The sequence below is a fragment of the Nitrobacter sp. TKz-YC01 genome, from assembly GCF_047824785.1.
Lineage (GTDB): Bacteria > Pseudomonadota > Alphaproteobacteria > Rhizobiales > Xanthobacteraceae > Nitrobacter.
The window spans coordinates 3,609,244-3,632,181 of the sequence record NZ_CP181167.1; the positions used below are offsets into that span (position 1 = coordinate 3,609,244).

The following is a 22,938-nucleotide window of genomic DNA, read 5'->3' on the forward strand; positions in this document are numbered from 1 at the left end:
ATTCCCACCCTGGCGAGGCCTCCGGCGCCGACTTGCCCAGTTCTTTCCAGCGCGGTATCTTCAGTCGGCGCGCAACCGGGCTCAACCGCTTGAGCGCGGCGCGGGCAGCATGATTGCCGCTCATCCTTTTGGAGGGAAACGCTATGGCGTTCGTTTCCAGAGCCCATTCGGATAGCACACCCATCAGCGCGCCTCCCTTAAAAGCAACCGCAGCGACCCGACCTTCGCTAAGCTTCGCCGGCAGTGTCGGGCGAGATGAGCTGCACATCGGCGCGATTGACGATCCATTAGAGCGCGAAGCAGATCGGATCGCCACCGCCGTTCTCGCTGGTAACGCAGTGGGAGCCGTAAGCAGCGCGCCGATAGCGGCTCCGCAACGGAAATGCGCGCAATGCGATGAAGAAGAAGATGCAAGCATCCAACGCAAGGGCTCGGATAACTCTAGTGGTCGCGTCGCGCGGTCCGACGTAGCTGCGGCGGCTCAAGCGGTTTTCAGTGGTGGCGCGCAGCTCACGCCCAGCCAGCGCGCCTATTTTGAACCAAGGTTCGGACGGAGTTTCTCGGACGTGCGACTCCATTTCGATGGCGCAGCCGCATCGGCCGCCGATAAAATAGATGCGCGCGCCTTCACGCTCGGTAAGGATGTCGCCTTCGGGCGCGGCGCATATAGACCCGAGACGGCTGGCGGCTGCTGGCTCCTCGCGCATGAATTGGCTCATGTCGCGCAGCAGAGAGGTACCCATGCGCCGATGCTGCAACGCGAGCCAAAGTCCAAAGCCGACATGGAGCGCGAAGCCGCCATCGAGCGCGCGCGCGCGGCGGGCGCATTCTGCACAACGGCGCAGGACGAGGCGCAATTCGACGCCGAAGAAGCGCTCCGTCTCAAACACGACAAGAGCAATGACGCGAACTACGCCGTCTTGCTCGGCAGGAAAGACAGGGCGTTGATCCAAAAAAGGCAATCGGTATCGGTGCAGCTATCATCGGAGATTGCAACGAAGACGCGCTTTTTCAAGGATAAGGCAAAAGCTAGCTATCTGCAGATGGTTGGCAACGCCGTGATCGATTTTGGCGGGTCGGACGCGGGGATGGTGATTATGGAGACTTGCGCCAGCGAGATCAAAATAGAAAAGCCGCAGTCTAGCGGCGATCTATTCGAACAATACAGGCGCGATATCCATGGTTTGAACTGCGACATCGCCAAACGCGAATTCATGCTGCAATATGAAGACGAGCCTTGGAATACGCGATGCATGAAAATCAACACCGATGAGGAGTACTCAAGCAATTATTTCGATCGAAACATATCTAGCGCCGTTGGCTATGCGGTGCCGGGGACGACCTGGGAAAATGTCCAGTACGACAGCTTCCACGTCCTGCTCGTAAAATACAAGAACGGCACGTCAGAGTACTTCGTGCTGAACGACGTCGGCGATTTTCACTATGGGCACACAGCGTCTGTCATACTCGACCATTTATACATAAAGAGAAAGAATGGATTGGTGTATCCCGCGACCAACGGGAAGATATATTTCCATCAGAATCTAACTCCCAACATCATCTCATATAAAAACGGCCTCAAATATCAAGTCAAAGAACTGCAGCAGCTTTACAGCCTTCTGCAGGTGGGCGGGACCTTTGCCTCGATCTTGGGATTCTATGGCGCGGCACAAGGCAGCTTCAAGGCTTCGATCGGCGCGTTCAGACGAACGGGCCCGGCGGTGCTTCCTGGCCGGCCCCTACCGGGCATTGGCGTAGGACGATCGCGATCGTCGAGCGTCGGCGGCCAGACAGGTGGAGCGGTCGGGGGTCCGAAAATCACATCACAAATGGGCGAGGACGCCGGCAAGGGAGCGCCCAAGGGAAGGCTAGGAGGCGGCGCCGACGCTCCGAAAGTTTCGACGACGGCGGGCGAAGAAGGCGCCTTCAAAGGCGATCCCAAGAGCAAGACATCCGGCCGCCGCGACCCAGGCGCAAAGGCCACATCGACCGTCGAGCAAGGGCAATCCGCGGGCGACAGGATAACGACCTCCGGTGGGGGGCGGGGCGAATATAGACCCCTTAGCAAGAGTCCGGACATAGGAGTGCTGGAAGTCAGAGACGACGGCTCGGTGAGCATCGTCTCGGCGAACAGAAAGGACGAGCTGGCGCCTGGCGTAATGGTCGGAACGCACATCAATCTGGCGAACCACGCCAACGGACTGGGCCCGGCGACGGAAGGCGCGGCGCGCTATCGCTTTTATATGTCGAATGGAAAAGTTGACAATGTCCAACCCCTGAGCAGGTCTCCGCAAAGCCCCGAGCGGGTCGGCGAGATCGAGCGCGCTCTGCGGCGAAATCGTCTCCTGTCCGACAGGCTGACCATCATCGACCTTTCCGAGGGAAAAAACGACGCGTCCCTGAAGAAGACCATTATGTCCCGATAAGTGGACGTCGCCGCCATGACGCACGAAGCCGATGCACATTCGCCCGAACAGCGCAGATGGCTTAACGCTCGTCCTCGCGAGGATCGGCACCTAGCTAGACAAAAAGGGAAGAGGCGGATGAGGAGACGCTCGCCCCCATCTATTAGAGACTTTCACCGTTCCACAGAAACGGTGAAAGTCTCTAGCTTTGACGCGTTTTCTTCACGCGAACCGGATTCCACTTCGCTCTGTCCGTCGTCAGAACATTTGGCGCAGATGGCTGCTTGATTTAGCGGAGTGTCGGCCTCTGGTTGGTGATGTTAAGCGGCGAGCTTGCGGTGTTGCAAGCGCCTGAATTGGATTGTCTGTCGTTTGATCCTTTCGCGTTGTTCGATGATGGCAGAGGCCCTACCGAAGTAGGCGTCGGCCGGCGTGACGTTGCCGAGACTCTCGTGATAGCGGCGATGATTGTAATGTTCGACGAAGGCCTCGATCTGGTGTTCGAGATCGCCGGGCAGGAAGTAGTTTTCCAGCAGGATGCGGTTCTTGAGCGTCTGGTGCCAGCGCTCGATCTTGCCCTGGGTCTGCGGGTGAAGCGGCGCTCCGCGAACATGACTCATACCGTTGGCGCCGATCCATTCAGCGAGTTCGGCCGCGATGTAAGACGGCCCGTTGTCGCTGAGCAGCTTTGGCTTGTGCAGCACCCTGGCGCTGTCGCAGCCTGATGCCGTGAGCGCCAGTTCCAGTGTGTCGGTGACATCCTCGGCCCGCATGGTCGTGCACAGCTTCCAGGCGATGATATAGCGGGAGAAGTCGTCGAGCACGGTGGACAGATAGACCCAGCCCCAGCCGATGATCTTGAAGTAAGTGAAGTCGGTCTGCCACATCTCGTTGGGCCGCGTCGTCTTGTCCTTGAACTCGTCGGCAGCCTTGATCACCACGAATGCCGGGCTGGGGATGAGATCGTGGGCCTTGAGCAGGCGATAGACGGTGGCTTCCGAGACGAAGTAGCGCTTCTCGTCGGTGAATCGCACCGCCAATTCGCGCGGCGACAGCTCGGATTGCTCCAGCGCCAATTCGATGATCTGAGCCTGGATATTGTCGCCGATGCGGTTCCAGACCCGGCTCGGCCGGGAAGGACGATCCTCCAACGCTTCGAGCCCGCCTTCAAGGTAGCGGTCATACCAGCGGTAGAAGGTGCGCCGAGCAATGCCGATTTGATCGAGCGTCTTCTTCGCGGGAAGATGCGACTGCTCAATCATTCTGATGATCTCGAGCTTCTCAGATGCGGGGTATCTCATTCGTCGTCGCCCCCATCCGCGATCATGCTTATGGAATGGCCCGTCCCTTTCTCCGGCATCAAGTACGATGCTGGTGTCAAAAACGGGAAAGGAATGAGCTAATGTCTATAACAATCCTCGGGGTTGATCTGGGAAAGAACTCTTGCAGCGTTGTTGGAGTCGACACGACCGGTGCTGTAGTCGTTCGTCGAACGATGCGCCGGCAAACGCTGGTCGAATATGTGACGAAACTTCCGGCCTGTGTAGTTGCGATGGAAGCATGCTGCGGCGCCCATCACCTGGGCCGCCTGTTTGTCGCGCAAGGTCATAAGATCCGGTTGATGTCACCGGAATACGTCCGTCCATATATTAAAGCTCAGAAAAACGACGACCGCGATGCTGAAGGAATCGCCGAAGCTGCCTCACGACCGACAATGCGGTTCGTCGAACTCAAGAGCCAGGAGCAGTTGGATATTCAAACGCTGCATCGTGTGCGCTCGCGCCTCGTGGCAGAACGAACCAACCTCATCAATCAACTACGCGCGATCCTGCTGGAGCGCGGGGAGATCTTCCCGGCCGGCCGGCGGAAATTCGAGCTTGGCGTGGATGGCATGCTTGTCGATGGCGATCAAACATTGTCACCGCGTATACGCCAGTTAGCTGGCGATTTACGTACCGAATGGAGAGAACTCGACGCGAAAATCGCGGCGTTGAATGGCGAATTTGTCAAACTGTCACGCAATGATCCCGCAGCTTGCAGGTTGACTTCGATCCCTGGCGTTGGCGTGCTCAACGCAACGGCCCTGGTCGCTGCGGTTGGCGATGCAAGTAATTTTGCCAAGGCCCGGGACCTGGGCGCCTGGCTCGGGTTGGTTCCGAAACAATCCAGCACGGGAGGTAAGGCTCGGCTGCTCGGGATATCCAAGCGTGGCAACACTTATTTGCGCACTCTACTCATCCACGGCGCTCGCGCGGCTTTGCCATCGCTGTCACAAAGCGATACGCCACTGGGGCGGTGGCTGAAGGCAATGATCGAGCGGGGCGTACACCGTAACGCCGTAGTGGTGGCTTTAGCCAACAAGCTGGCGCGGATAGCTTGGGCCATCTTGCGCAAGGAAGCGCGCTTTGAACGCAGTTACCCGGTAGCCGTGGTTTAACGAGATCAGCGCTGCGCATAGTTCGCGCAGTCCAACGGGGTTTGCAGGAAGGATCGAAGAGATGGCCTGACAGTCGAACGGCGTTCGGAAATCCCGATCAAAAAAATGGCACATTCGCTGCCGGCATGCTTATGGGGCTCTGAACGTGCGGATATCCATCTTGGCCATGGGCTTGCTCATGAGACCGTATACGTTGACGCAGACTGTTCAGAATGCCGTAAAATCCTCTTGCAGACGGGGCGGGCCATACGTTTTTTTGAGCAGACGGTTCTCCAGCGTCAGATCGGCAACCGCCTCTTTCAAGGCACGGGTCTCACGGCGCAGGTCCTGAACTTCACCGGTCGTCGCAGCACGAGCCGTGTCGCCAGCCAGCCGCCGTTTGCCGGCTTCCAGGAATTCCTTCGACCAGGTGTAGTAGAGGCTCTGGGCTATCCCTTCCTTGCGGCACAGCTCGGCGATGCTGTCTTCGCCCCGAAGCCCATCCAGCACGATCCGGATTTTGTCCTCTGATGAAAAGTGCCGCCGCGTCGCACGGCGGATATCTTTGACTACGTGTTCGGCGGAGCGTTTGCCGCCAGTCGACTTCGTGCTCATGTTCGTTCCTTCGTCTGCGACGAGAACCGAACACTCCTTAGATCACACCATCAATTCTGTGCCATAGGCGCTGATCCCGGACAGGCCCGAACCTCCGGTGAAAACTTGTTCGTCGTCTTGCTTGTCATGGCTCCATCCTCTCAGGAGTTGGAGCCTCCGGCAAACCCGGGGCGGTTCACTGCCAGGCGCAATGATCGGCGGGGTTTGTCATTCAAGGCTCAGGTGAATTCACGCACGGCGCTGCGATCCATCTGCCGATCTTTCCATGCGACACCCCAATCCCTCGTCAAGTCGCGGATGTCGGGGACTTCGGTGGCGACCTGTTTGATAATTGGCCGCCATTTCTTAATCGTGGCGGGCGAAAGCTGACTCTTTTCGGCGTAATCGTCGAACACGCGTAGCAAGGCAAACTTGTCCTTCGATCCCTTCTTGCCCATTTCCAGCACTGGAAATCGATCGCCATCCGGATCGGGGCGATAGTCGCCTGCTTTCATCCGATCAAGTTGTTCAAGGGCCTGCAATACGGCTTTGCCGACATGTGTACCGCCGTTGTGTACCAATCGGCGGTTTAGAAGTCCTTACAACTCAATAGTTTGAGCGTTTTCAGGTGCTTGAGAGGTCGATGGCGGAGAGGGAGGGATTCGAACCTCGCTACGTTGGACTCCACGAACGTACGATCGCAAGTTCAATAAAGATTTCTCAGAAACCACTGGCATTGTTGGGTGATTGGAGCGTTACTGTCGGCGCGTTGAGTGCCCTTTTCGACCACTTAATGGCCTGCCCCGCCGGTGTGTTGCCGTGACGGGGCTTCGGTGGTGACAGCGATGATGCTGCCACGACCGGAGACGTCACATGGCCAAAACACAATCCCGCAAAGCCGCACCTCGATCAGCGATGGCGACCAAGCGCACAAAGTCCGCGCACCCTTCCTTGACCAGAACCGCCAAAGCTGTATCGGTCAAGAAGATCAACTCAGCACCAGCCCGATCGTTGGATCGGCCGGTGCGGCATCGCAGTGGCAGCAAGCAAGCCCTGGTCATCGAGATGCTGATGAAGCCTGAGGGTACAACGATCGGCGACATCATGAAGGCCACGGATTGGCAGCAGCATTCAGTGCGCGGCTTCTTCGCTGGCATCATCCGAAAGAAGCTCAAGCTGACGTTGATATCGAAAGCTGCTGAAGCCGGTCGGATCTACAAAATATCTGGCGACACCGCATCTACCGCTTCCACCGAATCGACGTCAAACAATACTGCGGCCTGATGCCATGGAGCGAAGGTCAGGCTCCCGAAAGCCTATCGGTCGAAGGCTGATGGGCTTGTCAATGGAAGACGAGATTGCGCATCTGCGCAGTCTCGATCTACTCAGCTTGCACGCTCGCTGGCAGAGTGTTGTTGGGCGCCCGGCCCCGGAACACCTGCCCAAGCATCTGCTGTTCGGCATCCTTGCCTATCGCATCCAGGCCGATGCACTTGGGGATCTCGATGCTGCGACGGTGCAACTTCTGAAGCGTGCGGCTACCGTGCGGTCTTTGAGTGAGGTTTTGCCATTGGTATCGGCACAGGATCAGCGCAAGCAAGCCATGGTGCCCGGCACTGTTCTAACCCGGGAGTGGAACGGGCAACTTCATCGGGTGATGGCCGTCGAAGGCGGCTTCGCTTTTGAGGGCAAGACCTTCGACAGCCTGTCGGGGATTGCGTTCGCGATCACCGGCACAAACTGGAATGGACCGCGCTTTTTTGGTCTCCGTGCCGGAAACGGCAAGGGGGTACGAACATGAAGCCGGACGACAACCGTGTTGTCCGGTGCGCGATCTATACCAGGGTGTCTACGGACACCGGCCTTGATCAGGAGTTCAACTCGCTGGATGCCCAGTATGATGCATCCCAGGCCTATATCCGAAGTCAGGCGCATGCAGGCTGGTCGCTCGTCAAGGCGCGATATGATGATGGCGGCTTCTCTGGCGGATCCACCGATCGCCCTGCCCTGCAGCGGTTGCTGGCGGATGTCGCGGCCCGCCGGATCCACATCATCGTCGTCTATAAGGTGGACCGGCTGACCCGCTCTCTGGCTGACTTCGCCAAGCTGGTCGAACTGTTCGATGCCCATGGTGTGTCATTTGTCTCGGTGACCCAGCAGTTCAACACCACCACATCGATGGGACGGTTGACGCTGAACGTGCTTTTGTCCTTCGCGCAATTCGAGCGGGAAGTCACCTCGGAGCGCATCCGCGACAAGATTGCAGCCTCTAAACGCAAGGGGCTATGGGTCGGCGGCATGGTTCCTCTGGGTTATATCCTCAAGGATGGTCAGCTTCACATTCACGAGGAAGAGGCCAATACCGTTCGTCTGATCTTTCAGCGCTATCTGGAACTCGGCAGCGTCAACCGCCTCGTCAAGGACCTGAAGGAGCGAGGCTTGAAGTCCAAGGTCCGGAAGCTGGCATCAGGCGGAACGCGAGGAGGTGTGCCGTTCACGCAGGGACCGTTGTTCTATATGCTGCGGAACCGGTTTTATCTGGGCGAGGTCAGGTTTAAGGGCGAGATTCTGCCTGGACCTCAGCCGGCCCTGCTCGACCGCACACTGTTTGAGGCCGTTCAGAAAAAGCTGACCGAACAGCGGTCCCACCACACGACGACCCGTATTCGATCCCGATCCCTCCTTGCAGGGCTGCTATTTGATGATGCAGGTCATCGGATGATCTTGACCTACGCCAGTCGAAACCGTGTTCGGCATCGCTATTACGTCTCTGCGCCCTGCATCCGGGGTCAAACGGATGAGCCGGTTGGCTCTGTGACCCGCGTGCCTGCGTCAGACATTGAAGCCTCGATCTCCAAGGCGGTCATGGCCAACACGGATGTCGATGAACCATCCTCGAACGAAACCTTGTCTCGAGAAGTGCTTGAGCGGTTCGTCATCCAGATTGAGGTTCGCAAGAACCAGTTGGCCATTCATCTAAGGTCTGGCGAAAACGATATCAAAGGGACGCAGGACGATCCAGATCCGGATGAATCTCGCGCGGTCGCTACGCGCATCATCGTCGTACCCTGGAAGAAGCCCTCAAGGCCAGCCCGAGAAATCTTGTTGCCGGCGAACACGCCAGAGCATCGCGCCAGGCCCATGAAGGCCGAGCGCCGGTCGGCTCTGATCCGAGCGATCGGCCGCGGCCGCCTCTGGCTTCAGGAGATCGTCGACGGCCGCGAGACCATCGAAAGCCTTGCCGCCCGGCAACATTGCAGCACGCGACATATCAAGATGACGATCTCGCTCGCCTTCCTTGCACCGACGCTCGTAACAGCAGCCGTTGAAGGACGATTCCCGCGCGGAATTGGCGTTGCTGCCCTTCGCGATGCGCCGGCTGAATGGTCACAGCAGATGAGGCGGCTCGGATTGGCGCCCACAGGCACTCCCGGTTCTGCCAGCCGATAACCCTGCCTTATCCTGTCAGCCAATTCCCAGGAACGGGAATTTGCGCCGCAGAGACAGCGCCCCAAAACCAGCCCAGACGGGTCACAGAGACAGCACCTCAGCGAAGCCGACAAGCGTTGGATTCTTGAAGAGATGATACGGTCCGGTGCGAGCGGCAGCGAGATCTCGCGCCGCTACGGCATCGCTCCGCGCGTTCTGCGCCGATGGAAGCAGGACGTTGCCGCAGCGAAAGAGCTGGGCTTCGTCACTGTGCAGATCGCCGACGGAGCGACACCTGCGGCCGAGAGGGCCATGCCATGACGGCCTTGCTTCCTCCAAACGTAAAGGTGCACCTGGCTCTGGGCTACATCGATATGCGCAAAGGCATCGACGGTCTCGCGATGCTGGTGCAAGGCGTCCTGCACCAGGATCCATTTACCGGACATCTTTTTGTCTTCCGAGGTCGCACCAGGGCCAACCTTATCAAGATCATCTACTGGGATGGCACCGGCTTCTGCCTGTTCACAAAACGGCTCGAGCACGGCGTCTTTCTGTGGCCACCGAGCATTGCGCCTGGCGAAACGCTGTCGTTGACCTCGGCACAGCTATTGCTGCTGATCGAAGGTGTCGATTGGCGCGCGCCGGAGCAACGCTGGCGTCCGGCAATTGCCGGATGATCTGCGACCGATTGACTCGATGATGCAAGAAATGCGGCGAGAACGGTGCGAGTCAGTTAGATTCTTCTCGTATGAACGTCGATCTCGCCGCACTGCCCGACGACGTGGAGACGCTGCAAAAGCTGGTGCGTTCGCTTGTAGCCGAGCGCGTCAGCCTCAGCGAGGCGAAGGCCGAGATCGAACGGCTCAATCTCATCATCAAGAGGCTGCAGCGCAACCAGTACGGCCGCCGGGCTGAGCGGCTCGATGACGAGCAGTTGCAACTCGGCTTCGAAGACCTCAACGCCGATCTTGCGCACGTCGAAACTAGCCTTCCGCCTCCGCCAGCCGAGAGCCGTCCCCCGAGGCCCCAAAGCGAGCGCCCGAGCCTGCCGGTGCACTTGCCCCGCGAGGATGTCAGGCTCGATGTTGAGCATCAAACCTGCCCGTGTTGCGGCGGCATACTGCACCTGATCGGCGAAACGACGAGCGAGATGCTCGACCATGTACCGGCGCGGCTGCGGGTCATCCGAATCTGCCGGCCGCGCTATGGCTGTCGGGCCTGCGGGACTATCCATCAAGCGCCAGCACCAGAGCGGCCGATCGCCAAAGGGCTGGCCTCCCCGGCTCTGCTCTCCCATGTTCTGGTCTCCAAATACTGCGATCACCTCCCGCTTTACAGGCAGAGCCAGATCTTCGCCCGGCAGGGCGTCACGTTGGACCGCTCGACCTTGGCGAACTGGATCGGCGGCGCCTGCTGGTGGCTGGAGCCCCTTCAATCCAAGCTCGCTGAACACATCTTTGCATCGCAGAAACTGTTCGCCGACGACACGCCTATCCCGGTACTCGATCCCGGCCGCGGCCGCACCAAAACTGGCCGGTTGTGGGTGTACGCCCGCGATGACCGGCCTTGGAACGGACCGGATCCGCCAGCCGCGGTCTATCTCTACAGTCCGGATCGCAAGGCTGAGCGTCCCGCTGCTCATCTGGCCAACTTCAGCGGCATCGTTCAGGTCGACGGTTATCCCGGGTTCGATCGGCTTCGCGACGGCGGCACCATCCAGCTCGCAGCTTGTTGGGCTCACGCCAGGCGGAAGTTCTACGAGGTGCAGCAGGCGACCGCCTCGCCTGTCGCGACCGAAGCGCTGCGACGCGTCGCCGAGCTTTACGTGATCGAGGCCGCCATCCGCGGCCAGACCGCGGAAGCACGGCAAAGCATGCGTCGATCAAAGTCGTTGCCTCTGGTCACGGCGATGAAAGCATGGCTCGAAATGCAACTCGCCCAAATCCCGCCGCGCGGCGGGCTCGCCGATGCCACTCGCTATGCCCTAAGCCGCTGGGATGCTCTTTGCTGCTTCCTCAATGACGGCCGCATCGAGCTCGACACCAACACCGTCGAACGCGCCATTCGTCCGGTCACGCTCGGACGAAAGAACCACCTGTTCGCCGGATCAGATGGCGGGGCTCAGCGCTGGGCCACAGTCTGCTCCCTCATCACCACGGCAAAGCTAAATGACGTCGAGCCCTTCACCTATCTCAAGGACATCCTTGAACGCATGTCGGCAGGTCATCCCATGAGCCGGCTCGATCAGCTCTTGCCATGGAACTGGCGCCCGGCAACTATCCTCAACTAAGATGACGTGTCAGGAATAGACGCTTACTTTCAATGGTAAGCGTCCATTTCTCGCACCCTTGTTCGATCGTTAGCGACCCCGATCTGTTCCTGTCTTCAATCAGCATGACGCGCGAACATCGAGGGTGGAGATGTCAAGGCGAGGATTTTTGGCGGGCGCATCACGAGGCATGGACACGTAGCGACTTGAATCAACGTCAAGCGCAAGGCATTTCGCTCAAGGCGTTCATTGTTGCACATCGCCGACGGAGCGACGAGTTTCCCGGCGATTAACCAGCACGAGTGGGTTCAAACATTGGCCACTTTTCAATGGAAAAACCGCTCACTCTCGGGCCAGTTTCTCGGTGGAAATCAACACTCGCATCCGGCCCTTAGCCAGTAGGCGTCCTTACGACAACCGGCCGAGCGCCTGCCACTGCAACAACGCTTGAGTTTGACTTGCGGATGGGTATCGTTCCGGCCCTCTGCGAGTTCCCTCGGTGATGCGGCAGGTTGGCGGCCTGGCGAGACCTCGTGAAAATGGAGCGAGAGAGTGCGGGCAGGGCTTCGATACGGTATGACGGGCGTCATCGCCCTCGCGCTGGCGGCGGGCGGCTGGTACGCCGCCAGCGCCTCGTTGCCCGCGAAAATGGCCGATTACTTCAATGGGAAGGCCGACGAGGCACTCGAGAAGCCGGGAGAACCCGAGATCAAGGTCAAGGTGGCAATTGCAGAGACGCGCGAGGTGCCGATCGCCTTCACTTACACGGGCACCATTGTCGCGGAGGCGGACGCCCTGCTTCAGGCGCGAGTGACGGGTGTGGTGATGGACAGGCCCTTCCAGCCGGGTAGCCACGTCAGGAAGGGTCAGCTCCTGTTCCGAATCGACCCGCGGCCCTTCGAGGTCGCCCTTCAGGCAGCCAAGGCCCAGCAGGAGCAGGCGAAAGCTCAGCTCGAATTCGCCCAAGCCGAGGTCCACCGCACCAAGACGCTCGCCGGTAAGGGCTTCGCCACTGAGCAACGCCTTCAGCAGCTCCAAGCGAACCACGCCGCGGCAGCGGCCCGCCTCCATGAGGCCGAAGCTATGATTTCCCGCCAGAATCTCAACCTCGACTTCGCCGCTGTGAATGCCCCTTTCGAGGGCCGGGCGAGCCTTTCGCAAATCAATGTCGGCGACCTCGTCACCGAAAACCAGACCGCCCTCGTCTCGGTGGTTCAGCTCGATCCGATCGACGTACAGATGGCGCTCTCGTCAGACGACTCCGAGGCCCTTCGCAGGGCCATGACGCAGGGTAGAGCTACCGTGACCATCCTCGACGACAAAGGCGAGCCTGTCCGCGAGGCCGAGGTTTACCAACTCGACAACCGCTTTGACCCCCGCACTGACCGGCGGCTTGTGCGGGCGAGCATCGCCAATTCCGATGAACGCTTTCTCCCCGGCCAGTTTGTTCGCGCGCAGATCCGAACGGGCACTGAGCGCAAGCTCCTCGTGCCGACGATTGCCCTCTCGGCGCAGCTTGCCCAGCAGATCGTGCACGTGGTGGACGCGGATGGCAGGGTGCAGCAAAGATCCGTCACGACGGACGGCGTCTTTGGTGACAGCACGGCGATCGTCGCCGGCTTGTCCGGCGGCGAGCGTATCGTCGTCGACCATCTTCAGGAAATGCGCCAAGGCTTGAGGGTTGCCGTCCAAGAGGCAGGCGGTCCGGTGAGTAGCGAGGCAATCTCTATTTTGCCCGGCCGGACCAAAGAGGCCCAGAACTGACAAGGGTGGGGGCCACTCGCCGCATGTTCGCGCGTTTCGTCGACCGCCCGATCCTCGCGGGCGTCATCTCGGTGTTGATCACGCTGATCGGAGTCGTCGCCGGTCTGACCCTTCCGGTTGCACAGTTTCCCGAGATCGCGCCGCCGGTCATCAACATCCAGGCGACGTACCCCGGCGCCAGCGCCCAGCAGTCGTACGAGGCCATCGCCATTCCAATCGAGCAGGAGGTGAACGGCGCACCGCACCTTCTCTACATCAACTCGGTGAGCAGCACCGATGGCAGCGTCAGCATCGACGCCACCTTCGCGGTTGGATCAGATCTGAACGCGGCGGCTGCCGAGGTGCTCACCCGCGCCAGCCGCGCGGAGGCCAAGTTGCCGGCGGCTGTCCGGGCGCAAGGCCTTGAGATCACGAAGAGCTCGCGGCAGCGCCTCGGCAATATCGTCCTCTACGCTGAGGACGGTGCTAACTACGACGAGCTGTTCCTCTCGAACTGGGCCGAGACGCAGGTGATCAAGCCGCTGCGCCGGGTCGATGGGATGGGGCGGATCGTGAACTTTTCCAACATGCGCTACGCCATGCGCATCTGGCTCGACCCGGTGAAGATGGAGGCGCTGGCGATCAGCCCCTCGACCATCACCTCGGCGATCGAGCAGCAGAACGCGCAGATCACGACCGGCGTTCTCGGCAAGCAGCCGCTGAACGAATCTACCGCCTTTGAGCTGCAGCTCGTCACGCAGGGGCGCCTGCTCAAGCCCGAGGAATTCGCCAATATCCTGCTGCGCGCCAATCCCGACGGCTCGGTGGTGCGAGTGCGCGACGTCGCCCGAGTCGAACTCGGCTCCGAGCAGTACGGCGTCAGGTCGAGCTTCGACGGCCGGCCCTCGGCGACGCTCGGAATATACCAGAACCCCGACGCCAATGCCGTGGAGGTGATGGAGGGCGCGCGCGCCACCATGAAGGAGCTTGCCAAACGTTTCCCGCCGGGCCTGACCTACCGCATCGCCCTCGACCGGACCGAATTCGTGCGAGAGGCGATCGGGGAGGTAGTGCGCACTCTCTTCGAGGCGCTGATCCTCGTGGTGATCGTCACCTACCTATTCCTACAGAACTGGCGCGCGACACTCATACCAGCGATCGCGGTGCCCGTGGCGCTAGTCGGCACGTTCGGTCCGATGGCGCTTCTGGGCTTCTCCTTCAACACCCTAAGTCTGCTCGGCCTGGTGCTGGCGGTGGGCCTCGTCGTCGATGACGCGATCATCGTCGTCGAGAACACCGAGAGGCTCATGGAGGAAGGCGCCGAGCCGAAGGCTGCTTCGCGCGAGGCGGTGGAGGAGGTGGCCGGGCCCGTCATCGCGACCACCCTGGTTCTCGCCGCTCTGTTTGTTCCCGTCGCCTTCATCCCCGGGTTGACCGGCCAGCTTTACAACCAATTCGCCCTCACTATTGCGATCTCGGTTCTGATCTCAGCCGTGGTCTCCCTGACCCTCACGCCTGCGCTCTGCGGGCTGATCCTGAAGCCCCGGGCGGAGGAGGCGGAGCGATCCCGCTCGTGGTGGCGCGCGCCATTGCGCGGGTTTAACCTGGGTCTGGATCGAGCGACAGGTGGCATCGTCGCGGCGATCGGCTTCCTCAGCCGCCACCTCGTCGCCCTCGGGCTCGTCTTCGTGGCCTTTGCTGGCCTCACCGTCTGGATGACGATGCAGCGTCCCTCCGCCTTCGTACCCGACGAGGACCAGGGCTACTTCTTCGCCGACATCGCAATGCCGAAGGGCGCCTCCGTCGACCGCACGCACGCCATGGTGGAGCGAGTCGGTGCCGCCTTCCGCGAGCTCGACGCGGTCGAGCACACGATCGGCGTCTCCGGCCGAGGCATCCTTTCCGACACGGTGGCGCCCTTCTACGGCTTCCAGATCCCGACCCTGAAGCCATGGGGTCAGCGGGACAAGTCAGCCGACGAGATCATCGCCGAGATGAGCGCCCGCTTTAAATACGACCCTGACGGGCAGCTGCGCATCCTCAATCCTTCGCCGCTGCCGGGCCTCGGCTCCATCGGCGGTCTGACCCTGGAGTTTCAGGATCGCAGCGGCACCGGCGGGATTCAGCTCGCCCAGGCTGCCAACCGCTTCCTCGAGGAGGTGACCAAGCTGCCTTCCGTCAGCCATGCCTTGCCGACGACAACCTACGGCGTCCCTCAGCTCCACCTCGAGATCGACCGGGCGAAGGCGGAGCAGTTAGGCGTGCCTCTCCAGCGCCTGTTCGACGCGCTCGGCACCTACGTCGGCTCGTCCTTCGTTAACCTCTTCAATCGATTCGGCTACGTCTACCAAGTCTACGTACAAAGCGAGGCGAGCGGCCGGCGCACCATGGAAGACCTAGAGCGCCTGACCGTGCTCAACAATCAGGGGAAGCCGGTGCGGCTTGGCTCCGTTATCCAGGCCCGCTTCGTCAGCGGGCCGACCGCGGTCCTGTCGTACAACACCTATCCAGCGATCGAGGTCGCGGTCGACACGGCGCCAGGGGCGAGCTCCGGAACGGTGATCGCTGAGATCGAGCGGATCGCCGAGAAGCTGCCCTCAAACTACGCAGTCGCGTGGACCGAGGTCGCATATCAGGAGAAGATCGCCGGCGGCTACGCACCGCTGATCTTCGGCCTGGGCGTTCTGATGATCTTCCTGCTGCTCGCCGGGCAGTACGAATCGGTTCGCCTACCCTTCGTCATTCTGCTCGCGACACCGTTAGCGATTTTCGGGGCGATCGGCTTCCTGGCTCTGCGGGATCTTCCGCTCGACATCTTCGGGCAGGTTGGGCTCCTGCTTCTCGTCGGGCTCGCGGCCAAGAACGCGATCCTCCTCGTCGCCTTCGCGGAGGACCTGCGCCGGAACCAGGGGGAAAACCCGCTGAGGGCTGCCCAGGATGCGGCTCGGCTGCGGCTGCGCCCGATTCTGATGACCTCCTTCGCCTTCATCCTCGGCGCCGTGCCACTCGCCATCGCGAGCGGGGCAGGCGCGAACGCCCGGTTGTCAATGGGCACGGCGGTGATAGGCGGTCTCCTGGTGGCGACGCTGATCACTCTCTTCATTACCCCGACCTTTTACGTCGCCGCCGAGCGGTTGCTCGGCCGAGAAAAGGAAAGCCGCCGAGAGGCTGGAGAGCGAGCCCAGCCGGGCGAATAGGCCGGCTTGGGCCATCCTAGGGACCGGTCGCTACGGAAGGAGAGCGGCAGCTCTGCCGGAAGTACGGTCAGAAGCGGGCGAGCGAGACGCGGTCAGAATGTGAATGCTCGTCCAAAATGACCATCAGCATCATGGGGACCCCTTCGGCCCATTGATTTCGTTGAGCTGGATGATGGCACCCCTTGCAGATCACGGACGAGACTCACGCCGAAACATAAGAGGCTTTGTTCCGCAGCCGTTTACATTTGACTCGCTCACTTAAATTCGTAGCATCCGGCTGAGGGATAGGTTACGCCTCTTCGCGCTTGATGATCGATATATTCCCGTCATTTTCGAGAATGGCGTATCGGATATCGGTGATATTGGCGCATCCTTCGGCTCGCATCGCCTCCGTCAGCTCCGATATTGTCACCCGTTCGCTGCGCATCGCCTGCTGCAAGCATCGGCCGTGGCGCACGAGAACCTTCGGCGTTCCTTCCAAGAGGCGGGAAGCGCGTTTGTATCTCCAACACAAGTAATTCACCGCTTGCGCAAGCGCGACGAGAGTACCCGCCGAAATGAGCCCCCCGACGAGCGAGTTATCGTCGCCGACCATTGAGTTCTGCACGGTCTCGCTCAGGATGAGAAGAACGACCAGGTCGAACGGCGACAGCTCGCCGGCATGCTTCTTACCCATCCAGCGGATCAGAACGAACAGAAATGCATATACGACGGTCGCGCGAACGACGTGCTCGCCGGCCGACAGAGACATATCAAACATAGAGAGTCCTATCCGATCAGAACCATCAATCCGACGCAATCGCTATCTGGCTCAGATTGTTACATCGCCCTACAGCCTGCGAGGGCAGCACCGTCGTAGCACGATCATGAGCGGACTCGTCGTTGGCTCGCCCACCAAACGAGACCACTGACAGCAATGATCACAATGACGAGCCCCGTGAGCAGCAAGCGCGACTGCTGCAGCCACGCCAGACTCGGGGTGGCCACGAACAAGGCGCCGCCCACGGCCGATATCTGCCAAGCTTTGGCCTGCACCCCCGCGACAAAGGTCCCCAACGCCAGGAGCGTCATCATCGAAAGGGATGTTGCATTGACATTAAAGACCCCTTGAATCCCCTCGTTGAAAAGTAAAAAGATGGAGAACAAGACCGCACACCAATCCAGTATAAGCCTGAATATGAGATCTAGGCGCTCGCGAGGAGTTGCGAATTGCCTCCAGCCAGACACGATGGACGTGGCAGCAAAAACCGGTGTTAGGGTCACCCAGTAAATTACGGAGAACTGAAAAACCACGCCCGTAAGAACTAACAAAAGCATCGAAATATACGGGAAGTCGTGCCGAAGCCAACGTAGTAATGGATGCCCCTGCACGTTGGCGGTCTCGTGGCTCGCTTCAATTTCGCCCGGCGCCGCCCCCTCGCCTTGAGCTTCATCGTGTGTCGGGATCACTCTTTTGACCACATCCATGGTTGCTGCATCCCAGATGGCATCAATGGCGTCGCCGCCGTTGAGCCTCGCTGCTGGCAGATCAGACCTACCCACGCTTGAACACTTCGAAGGAAGACGCCGGGGTAGGCGAAATCGTTCCGGTGTCTCTGCAGCATTGGCGATCCGTCGGTCCTGATCCGTTGACTGGCTCAAGCTCAAAATGCCGGGTCGCACGCTCCTCACAGAGCTCCTGTGCCTTGGCGCTCGGGACTGTCTCAACCGACGGCAAAGTTACCCCGCTGGGTTGGTTGGTTGGGCGCGACTTGCGAACTGAAATCTCTTGCCCTACCGGCTATCTGGTAGCGCCATAGCGAGGGGCTTTGTCGCCGGTCCGTGGATCACCTCACCGTTCAGGTCGAACCGGGAACCGTGGCATGGGCAATCCCAGGTCCGGTCGGTTTCATTCCAGCCCACTAAGCAGCCCATATGCGTGCAGACGGAAGAAACGGCATGAACACGACCCTGCTCGTCCTTGAAGGCAGCGACGTTCTGACCGTCTATTTTCATGATCGCTGCTTCGCCGGGGGCTAGCTCATCGAAAGATTTTGGTTTGCGAGACAGATAGCCGCTCACCAATTGGGCCGCGACTTCGGCATTCTCCCTCACGAACTGAGGCCCTCCGGCAATAGGCTTCACGCGCGTGGCGTCGAATACTTTCAACCACTCATTCTCCTTACCGGTGGCGAGATCGGCCAAGATCATGCCTGCAGCCGTGCCATTGGTTATGCCCCATGCATCGAATCCCGTGGCGACGAGATAACCGTCCCCGATCGATGACGACCAGCCGATGAAAGGAGCGTTGTCCATTGAAGAATAATCTTCATTGACCCAACGGTACTCTATCGGCCCGGCATCGAAATTCGATGTCAGCCAATGTTCGATATCCTGAAAATACTTACGCTCATCATCGGTATGGCCGGGCTTGAAGCTCGTACCTGCGACGATACCGTAAACGTCGCCGTTCTGCTGCGTGTGGGTTCGGATTGAATGGCTTGGTTGCTCGACGTTGATGTACATGCCGTTCGGCGCACGGCTAATTCTGGCTGCGATGACCGGCTCCGCCTGAGGATAGGCGAGGGCGTAGTAACCGCCGACCTGTTCCAATGGCAGATGCGTGGCCATAACGACATAGCGAGCCGTCACGCTGCCCCGATCAGTAACCACGCGGGCCGGATCCCAATCAACGACCCGGCTATCTTCAAAGACATGGCACCTGTCACCGGGAATCGTCTTCGCTAATCCGGCAATGTATTTGGTCGGATGAAACTGGGCCTGATTGTCAAAACGGATCGCTGCGAGAATATCGAAGGGAAGGCCCGTTTGGTTAACCAGTGACGCTGGAAGTCCGAGGCGCTGCGCGACCTCCACCTCCTTCTCGATCTTCGAGACGTAGGTTCTGTCTCGTGTATAGGTGTAGGCAGATTTGGTCTCAATATCGCAGTCGATGCCATAATGAGCGGCGAGGCTACGAATTTTTCGAATAGCGCTTTCCTGGGCGCCGGCATATAGACGCGCGCGATCTTCCCCGAACTTCTGCTCAAGTGTTTGATAAATGATGCTGTGCTGGGATGTGATCTTGGCAGTAGATTTTCCGGTCACCTGGCGGCCTACGCGGCGTGCTTCGATCACCGCGACGGCCTGACCCATGTCTTTGAGCATCCGTGCGGTTGTAATCCCCACGATCCCACCACCGATAATGGCGACGTCAGCATTCACGTCTCCGAAAAGACGCGGAAAAGCTGTCGCTGCCGCTGTCTCATTCCAGTAGGTACGGTTCTCGGGAGTGTGGGTCATTTTCATCTCCAGAAGCCCCAACAATAACAACACAAAGTTTGTTGGCTCCGGACTGAAACGGTTGATGATTCTCTTCGTTCCGTCCCGATCTTCACTGACAGTCTCGCGGTTCGCCATCGCAGCTGAAAGGGTTGCCACAGACGTAATAAGCGAGCGGGAACGTCTCATCCTGCACTTGGCGCTACTATTCATCTGGATCAGCCTCGAGCTCCGAGAGCCAGGGTGACCAAATCATGTTCTGGAAGGAGACATGTCAATCGGCCCTTTAATTGCGGGTTGTTGTCAACTCTCTTTTTGAAGCCATTCGGCAAAGTGGTAACGCTCGGCCCGACGGAGCAGGTCCGGGTTGCGCAGACGGGGCGAGCGCGGCTGGTGGATCGATAGCCAACTCGTATAGTGGGCCGATTAGCTGTCACCTGGCTTCAATGCGATCAGTTGCCCGTCGCTGGGGTCATGGTCCTTTCCGAGGTCGCAAGCGCCTCATGATGATGTCCGGATCGGGCGCCTCATCGTTTGCAACGGGGTGCGGACGAGCCGCCACCAGCCGATTGACCGAGGTCACCACGACCACCGTCCCAGCGGGACATCGCCAGCCCGGCGGACCGGGCCAGGAACTTGCAAAATAAGGTCAGGCCGGCGCGTTGCCCCAGTCGAATGATGTGCCGTCGACCCAGATGCAGTGGAGGATGACAGCGATCTTGCGGGCGATAGCAACCTTTGCCTTTTTCATGCCGATCCGCTTCGCAAGTTTCATACCCCAGGCTTTGAGGGAGGACCATTTCTTTGTTCGATAAAGCAGAACGGTCGCCGCCTCGTAAAGGTACGTTCGGAGGAGCCTGTCGCCCCATCGGGATATCTTGCCACTAGTGTCAGTCTCACCAGATTGGTTGCGCCGAGGTGTGAGGCCGAGATAGGCGCCGACTGTCGAGGCCGATCGGAAGCGAGACGGGTCATCGATCGTATGGCGGAACGTCAAGGCGGTGACCACGCCGACACCAGGAACTGTCATCAGGCGACGCGTCGTCTCGTCCGACTTCGCCAATCGGCGGACCTCGTCGTCAAATTTGCTTTGCTGCTGGCAGATGAGTTCATGAATCGACAAGAGCGGCGCGATCACGCTGAGGAGTTGATGATCTTCGCCCAATAGCTCGCCAACCTGGTTACGGAACTGTTGGCCAATGGCGCGAGGGAATAGCAACCCACACTCCTTGATCAGACTGCGGACCTGGTTCTCGATATCCCGGCGTATGGACACAAGGCGGAATCGCGCCACGAGGATAGCTCGAACCTTCTGGCTCTTCTCACTCTTGATTTTGACTTCTCGAAACCAACCAACCCGCACCAGTTCGGCAAGGCCCCGAGCATCGTTCTGATCGCTTTTGTTCATGCGGACCGATAGTGCTGCGTGTGCATGCCTTGCATCGATGCAAACGACGGGGAGTTCGACCCTACGAAGCTCATGCCAAAGCCAGCTCGCCATTGCGCCCGTCTCAAAGCCGATACGCTCCGCCAGTGGCGCATGTTTACGAAGTAACTTTGACAGATCTCCAGGATGAGACTTGGCCTTTCCTTCAAAAATTGCTTCACCCGTCTCATTGACTACGCAAACCGCAGTCTCTCTCTGCGAGACATCTAGCCCGACGTATTGCCGCATGACAGCTCCTCCGAATCGTTTGATTGCGAGAGGTAGACGATAACGGAGCTCTCGTGCCCGAGCGCTGACCGCAATTACGCCATCGTTCGCAAATTTGACCCCGTATCGGCGTTCAATTTTGGCTCTGTCGCAGCTTTGGTGCAGCTCGAATTATTCTGCGCCGATTAGTCTGGCCTGAAGGAGATCGATGTTGCCGCGGCCATACATCTGACGTCTGACGAGCTTGAGGCGTGTGATTTGGCCTTCGGTCTGTCCGTTGGACCAGGGCGAAGTGATTGCCGCCCGAACCGCCGCTTCATCCCTGACGACGCCGCTCGCGAACGAGGCGACGAGACTGATGCGGGCGCGCTCGATCCATGGAATGAGCCCTTCCTCAGCCTTGCGCCGGATCATCGCGTGGAATTCGGCGATGAGGTCGCGGGCCTCAACCAAGGTCGGTACGCCAGCCTCGATCGCTGCGATCGTGACGGTTTCCGCTTTCGTCAACAAGTCCCGCCCGATCGTCATAAGGCGCGCGATCGTTCTGGCTGACGGAATCCGCTGAAGGCTTTGCGCGTCGGCCCTTTCAGCCCGTCGTCTGCGGGCTGCCCACTCGCTGATGACGCGAAGCGAGCCTCGGAAGCCTCGCGCCTTCAGGCGGCGCCAAAGTTCAGCTCCGTTTCGAGAGCCGGACGCCCACTGATCGTCGAGCCATGCCAAATGCAGGTCCAACGAACTTTGTCGAGTCCGGAAGACATCATTGCGCTCGCCGCGGATCACCTGCCGTACCAGCTTCCTGCTATGGCCAGTCAGGCGCACCATCTGCTTGATCGATTTGCCGTTCTTCGACAAAGTCAGGATGGCCGCATCGATCTCCTCGCGGCGCAGATAGCCCTCATATTGGAGGCGCTCGGCGGCTGTGAGCAGCTTGGGATCGATCGTGGTCGCACCAATGACGGTGCGGATCTGTCGCATCGATTTGCGGACGGCGTCGAGGAAGGCTCGACTGGCGTTCTCCATCAGATGCCAACGATCTGCCACCTGTACCGCGTGCGGCAAAGCCTTTGCTGCGGCTTCGCCATATCCTCCACCACGGTCACGGGCGACGATCGCGATCGTGGGATGAGCAGCGAGCCACGCCTGGGCGGTTGCGGATTCCCGATCCGGCAGCAGGGTGACAATCCGGTGCTTTTCCAGGTTGCAGATGATGCTGGCGTACCGGTGATTGCGCCGCCAGGCCCAATCATCGATGCCGATAACCCTGAGCGGGTCGGCCGGCGGACGGCTACGGCGTCGGACCACGCGCAGGAGCGTGTCTTTGCTCACCGGCAGCATCAGCCGTTTTGCGAAGCCTGCCGCTGGTCGACCACCAAGCGCCAGACCGAGGTGATGAACGATAGAGTCCAGCCTCGCCGTGCGTCGCGCTGATGGAGCCAACACCCCCTCGGCGAAGCGCTCAGTGAAGATATGGCGCCCGCACAGGATGGCATCGCAGCGGAAGCGGCGGGCGATTACCAGGAGCTGTACGATCCGCCCCGCGAGTGGAAGATCGGTCACGCGGCGTCGATAGCGGCTATGGACACGTCGCGAAACCGTTCCGCACGATGGGCACAGACCAATGCTTCCGGACGCCCGGACCACAACAATGGCCTTATCACCCTCGTAGTACGCACTCTCTACAACAAACCCACGCGGCACCAGACTGGAGCGGTGGAGTGCTTGCTGCATGGCGCTGATTCTCTTCCAATCAAAACACCAGACATCCCCCAAACTGCACCAAAAGTGAGTCAGAGCCAATTTTGGACGCCGATCCCCCGGCTTAGAGGGTCAATATTGCAGGCCGAATGACAGGAGCGACGCGGGGTCGAACGCCAAGAGCGATAAAAAAGAGACGACAATTGCCAATCTAGGCGACACTCGCGGACCGAGGTCGTTGAAGGCTGGCGGCAATCTGGTTCGAGGCCACGTCA

16 protein-coding genes and 2 pseudogenes are annotated in these 22,938 nt (G+C 59.8%); 10 read left to right on the forward strand and 8 right to left on the reverse strand.

All coding sequences use genetic code 11. The features are described from left to right. Positions 1-143: 143 nt before the first annotated feature. On the forward strand, positions 144-2,426 hold the full coding sequence (locus tag ACMYR2_RS17255) for a DUF4157 domain-containing protein (protein WP_347264988.1): 2,283 nt from the start codon (positions 144-146) through the stop codon (positions 2,424-2,426). 299 nt (positions 2,427-2,725) lie between these two features. On the opposite strand, the pseudogene ACMYR2_RS17260 reads toward ACMYR2_RS17255, so the two are convergent. Beyond that, positions 2,726-3,736: pseudogene (locus ACMYR2_RS17260) on the reverse strand (IS3 family transposase); the annotation flags it as partial. Between the two features lie 83 nt (positions 3,737-3,819). Here ACMYR2_RS17260 and ACMYR2_RS17265 point away from each other — a divergent pair. Next, the gene (locus tag ACMYR2_RS17265; protein ID WP_414648987.1) at positions 3,820-4,842 is read left to right on the forward strand and encodes an IS110 family transposase; all 1,023 of its coding nucleotides are present in this window, start codon (positions 3,820-3,822) and stop codon (positions 4,840-4,842) included. A 246-nt stretch (positions 4,843-5,088) separates the two neighbouring features. On the opposite strand, the pseudogene ACMYR2_RS17270 reads toward ACMYR2_RS17265, so the two are convergent. Further along, a pseudogene (locus tag ACMYR2_RS17270) lies at positions 5,089-5,436 on the reverse strand (transposase); the annotation flags it as partial. Between the two features lie 218 nt (positions 5,437-5,654). Beyond that, positions 5,655-5,996 (reverse strand): hypothetical protein, encoded by a 342-nt coding sequence (locus ACMYR2_RS17275; RefSeq protein ID WP_416193352.1) that lies wholly within the window; start codon positions 5,994-5,996, stop codon positions 5,655-5,657. A gap of 442 nt (positions 5,997-6,438) precedes the next feature. Between ACMYR2_RS17275 and ACMYR2_RS17280 the strand changes: the two genes are divergently transcribed. The 8 genes from ACMYR2_RS17280 to ACMYR2_RS17315 all read left to right on the forward strand — a co-directional run bounded on the left by ACMYR2_RS17280 (position 6,439) and on the right by ACMYR2_RS17315 (position 16,053). Next, positions 6,439-6,699, forward strand: a complete 261-nt coding sequence (locus tag ACMYR2_RS17280; protein ID WP_416193353.1) for a DUF3489 domain-containing protein — start codon at positions 6,439-6,441, stop codon at positions 6,697-6,699. Positions 6,700-6,760: 61 nt separating this feature from the next. Beyond that, on the forward strand, positions 6,761-7,216 hold the full coding sequence (locus ACMYR2_RS17285; protein WP_416193354.1) for a DUF2924 domain-containing protein: 456 nt from the start codon (positions 6,761-6,763) through the stop codon (positions 7,214-7,216). Then, a complete protein-coding gene (locus tag ACMYR2_RS17290; RefSeq protein ID WP_416193355.1) occupies positions 7,213-8,865 on the forward strand; it encodes a recombinase family protein in 1,653 nt (550 codons plus the stop codon). The genes ACMYR2_RS17285 and ACMYR2_RS17290 overlap by 4 nt, the downstream gene beginning before the upstream one ends. A 132-nt stretch (positions 8,866-8,997) precedes the next feature. After that, positions 8,998-9,165, forward strand: a complete 168-nt coding sequence (locus ACMYR2_RS17295) for a hypothetical protein (RefSeq protein ID WP_009798195.1) — start codon at positions 8,998-9,000, stop codon at positions 9,163-9,165. After that, positions 9,162-9,521 carry an IS66 family insertion sequence element accessory protein TnpB gene (gene tnpB, locus ACMYR2_RS17300; protein WP_416193050.1) on the forward strand — a complete coding sequence of 120 codons (360 nt, stop codon included), beginning with the start codon at positions 9,162-9,164 and terminating at the stop codon, positions 9,519-9,521. The genes ACMYR2_RS17295 and tnpB overlap by 4 nt, the downstream gene beginning before the upstream one ends. 71 nt (positions 9,522-9,592) lie before the next feature. Continuing rightward, positions 9,593-11,134, forward strand: coding sequence for an IS66 family transposase (tnpC, locus tag ACMYR2_RS17305; RefSeq protein WP_416193111.1), 1,542 nt, complete (start codon positions 9,593-9,595; stop codon positions 11,132-11,134). A 555-nt stretch (positions 11,135-11,689) separates the two neighbouring features. Further along, a complete protein-coding gene (locus ACMYR2_RS17310) occupies positions 11,690-12,877 on the forward strand; it encodes an efflux RND transporter periplasmic adaptor subunit (RefSeq protein ID WP_009800281.1) in 1,188 nt (395 codons plus the stop codon). Positions 12,878-12,900: 23 nt separating this feature from the next. Then, positions 12,901-16,053, forward strand: a complete 3,153-nt coding sequence (locus ACMYR2_RS17315) for an efflux RND transporter permease subunit (protein WP_416193356.1) — start codon at positions 12,901-12,903, stop codon at positions 16,051-16,053. Between the two features lie 289 nt (positions 16,054-16,342). Here the strand turns inward: ACMYR2_RS17315 and ACMYR2_RS17320 are convergent, their stop codons facing one another. The 5 genes from ACMYR2_RS17320 to ACMYR2_RS17340 form a co-directional block, all read right to left on the reverse strand. Continuing rightward, the gene (locus tag ACMYR2_RS17320; RefSeq protein ID WP_416193357.1) at positions 16,343-16,813 is read right to left on the reverse strand and encodes a DUF421 domain-containing protein; all 471 of its coding nucleotides are present in this window, start codon (positions 16,811-16,813) and stop codon (positions 16,343-16,345) included. A 104-nt stretch (positions 16,814-16,917) separates the two neighbouring features. Beyond that, entirely contained in the window at positions 16,918-17,595 is a 678-nt protein-coding gene (locus tag ACMYR2_RS17325; protein WP_416193358.1) for a hypothetical protein, read from the reverse strand. A 231-nt stretch (positions 17,596-17,826) separates the two neighbouring features. After that, complete coding sequence (locus ACMYR2_RS17330) at positions 17,827-19,452, reverse strand: FAD-dependent oxidoreductase (protein ID WP_416193359.1); 1,626 nt, start codon at positions 19,450-19,452, stop codon at positions 17,827-17,829. A gap of 511 nt (positions 19,453-19,963) precedes the next feature. Further along, positions 19,964-20,989 (reverse strand): IS110 family transposase, encoded by a 1,026-nt coding sequence (locus tag ACMYR2_RS17335; RefSeq protein WP_416192988.1) that lies wholly within the window; start codon positions 20,987-20,989, stop codon positions 19,964-19,966. Positions 20,990-21,139: 150 nt separating this feature from the next. Then, positions 21,140-22,696 carry an ISL3 family transposase gene (locus ACMYR2_RS17340; RefSeq protein ID WP_416193360.1) on the reverse strand — a complete coding sequence of 519 codons (1,557 nt, stop codon included), beginning with the start codon at positions 22,694-22,696 and terminating at the stop codon, positions 21,140-21,142. Positions 22,697-22,938: the final 242 nt, after the last annotated feature.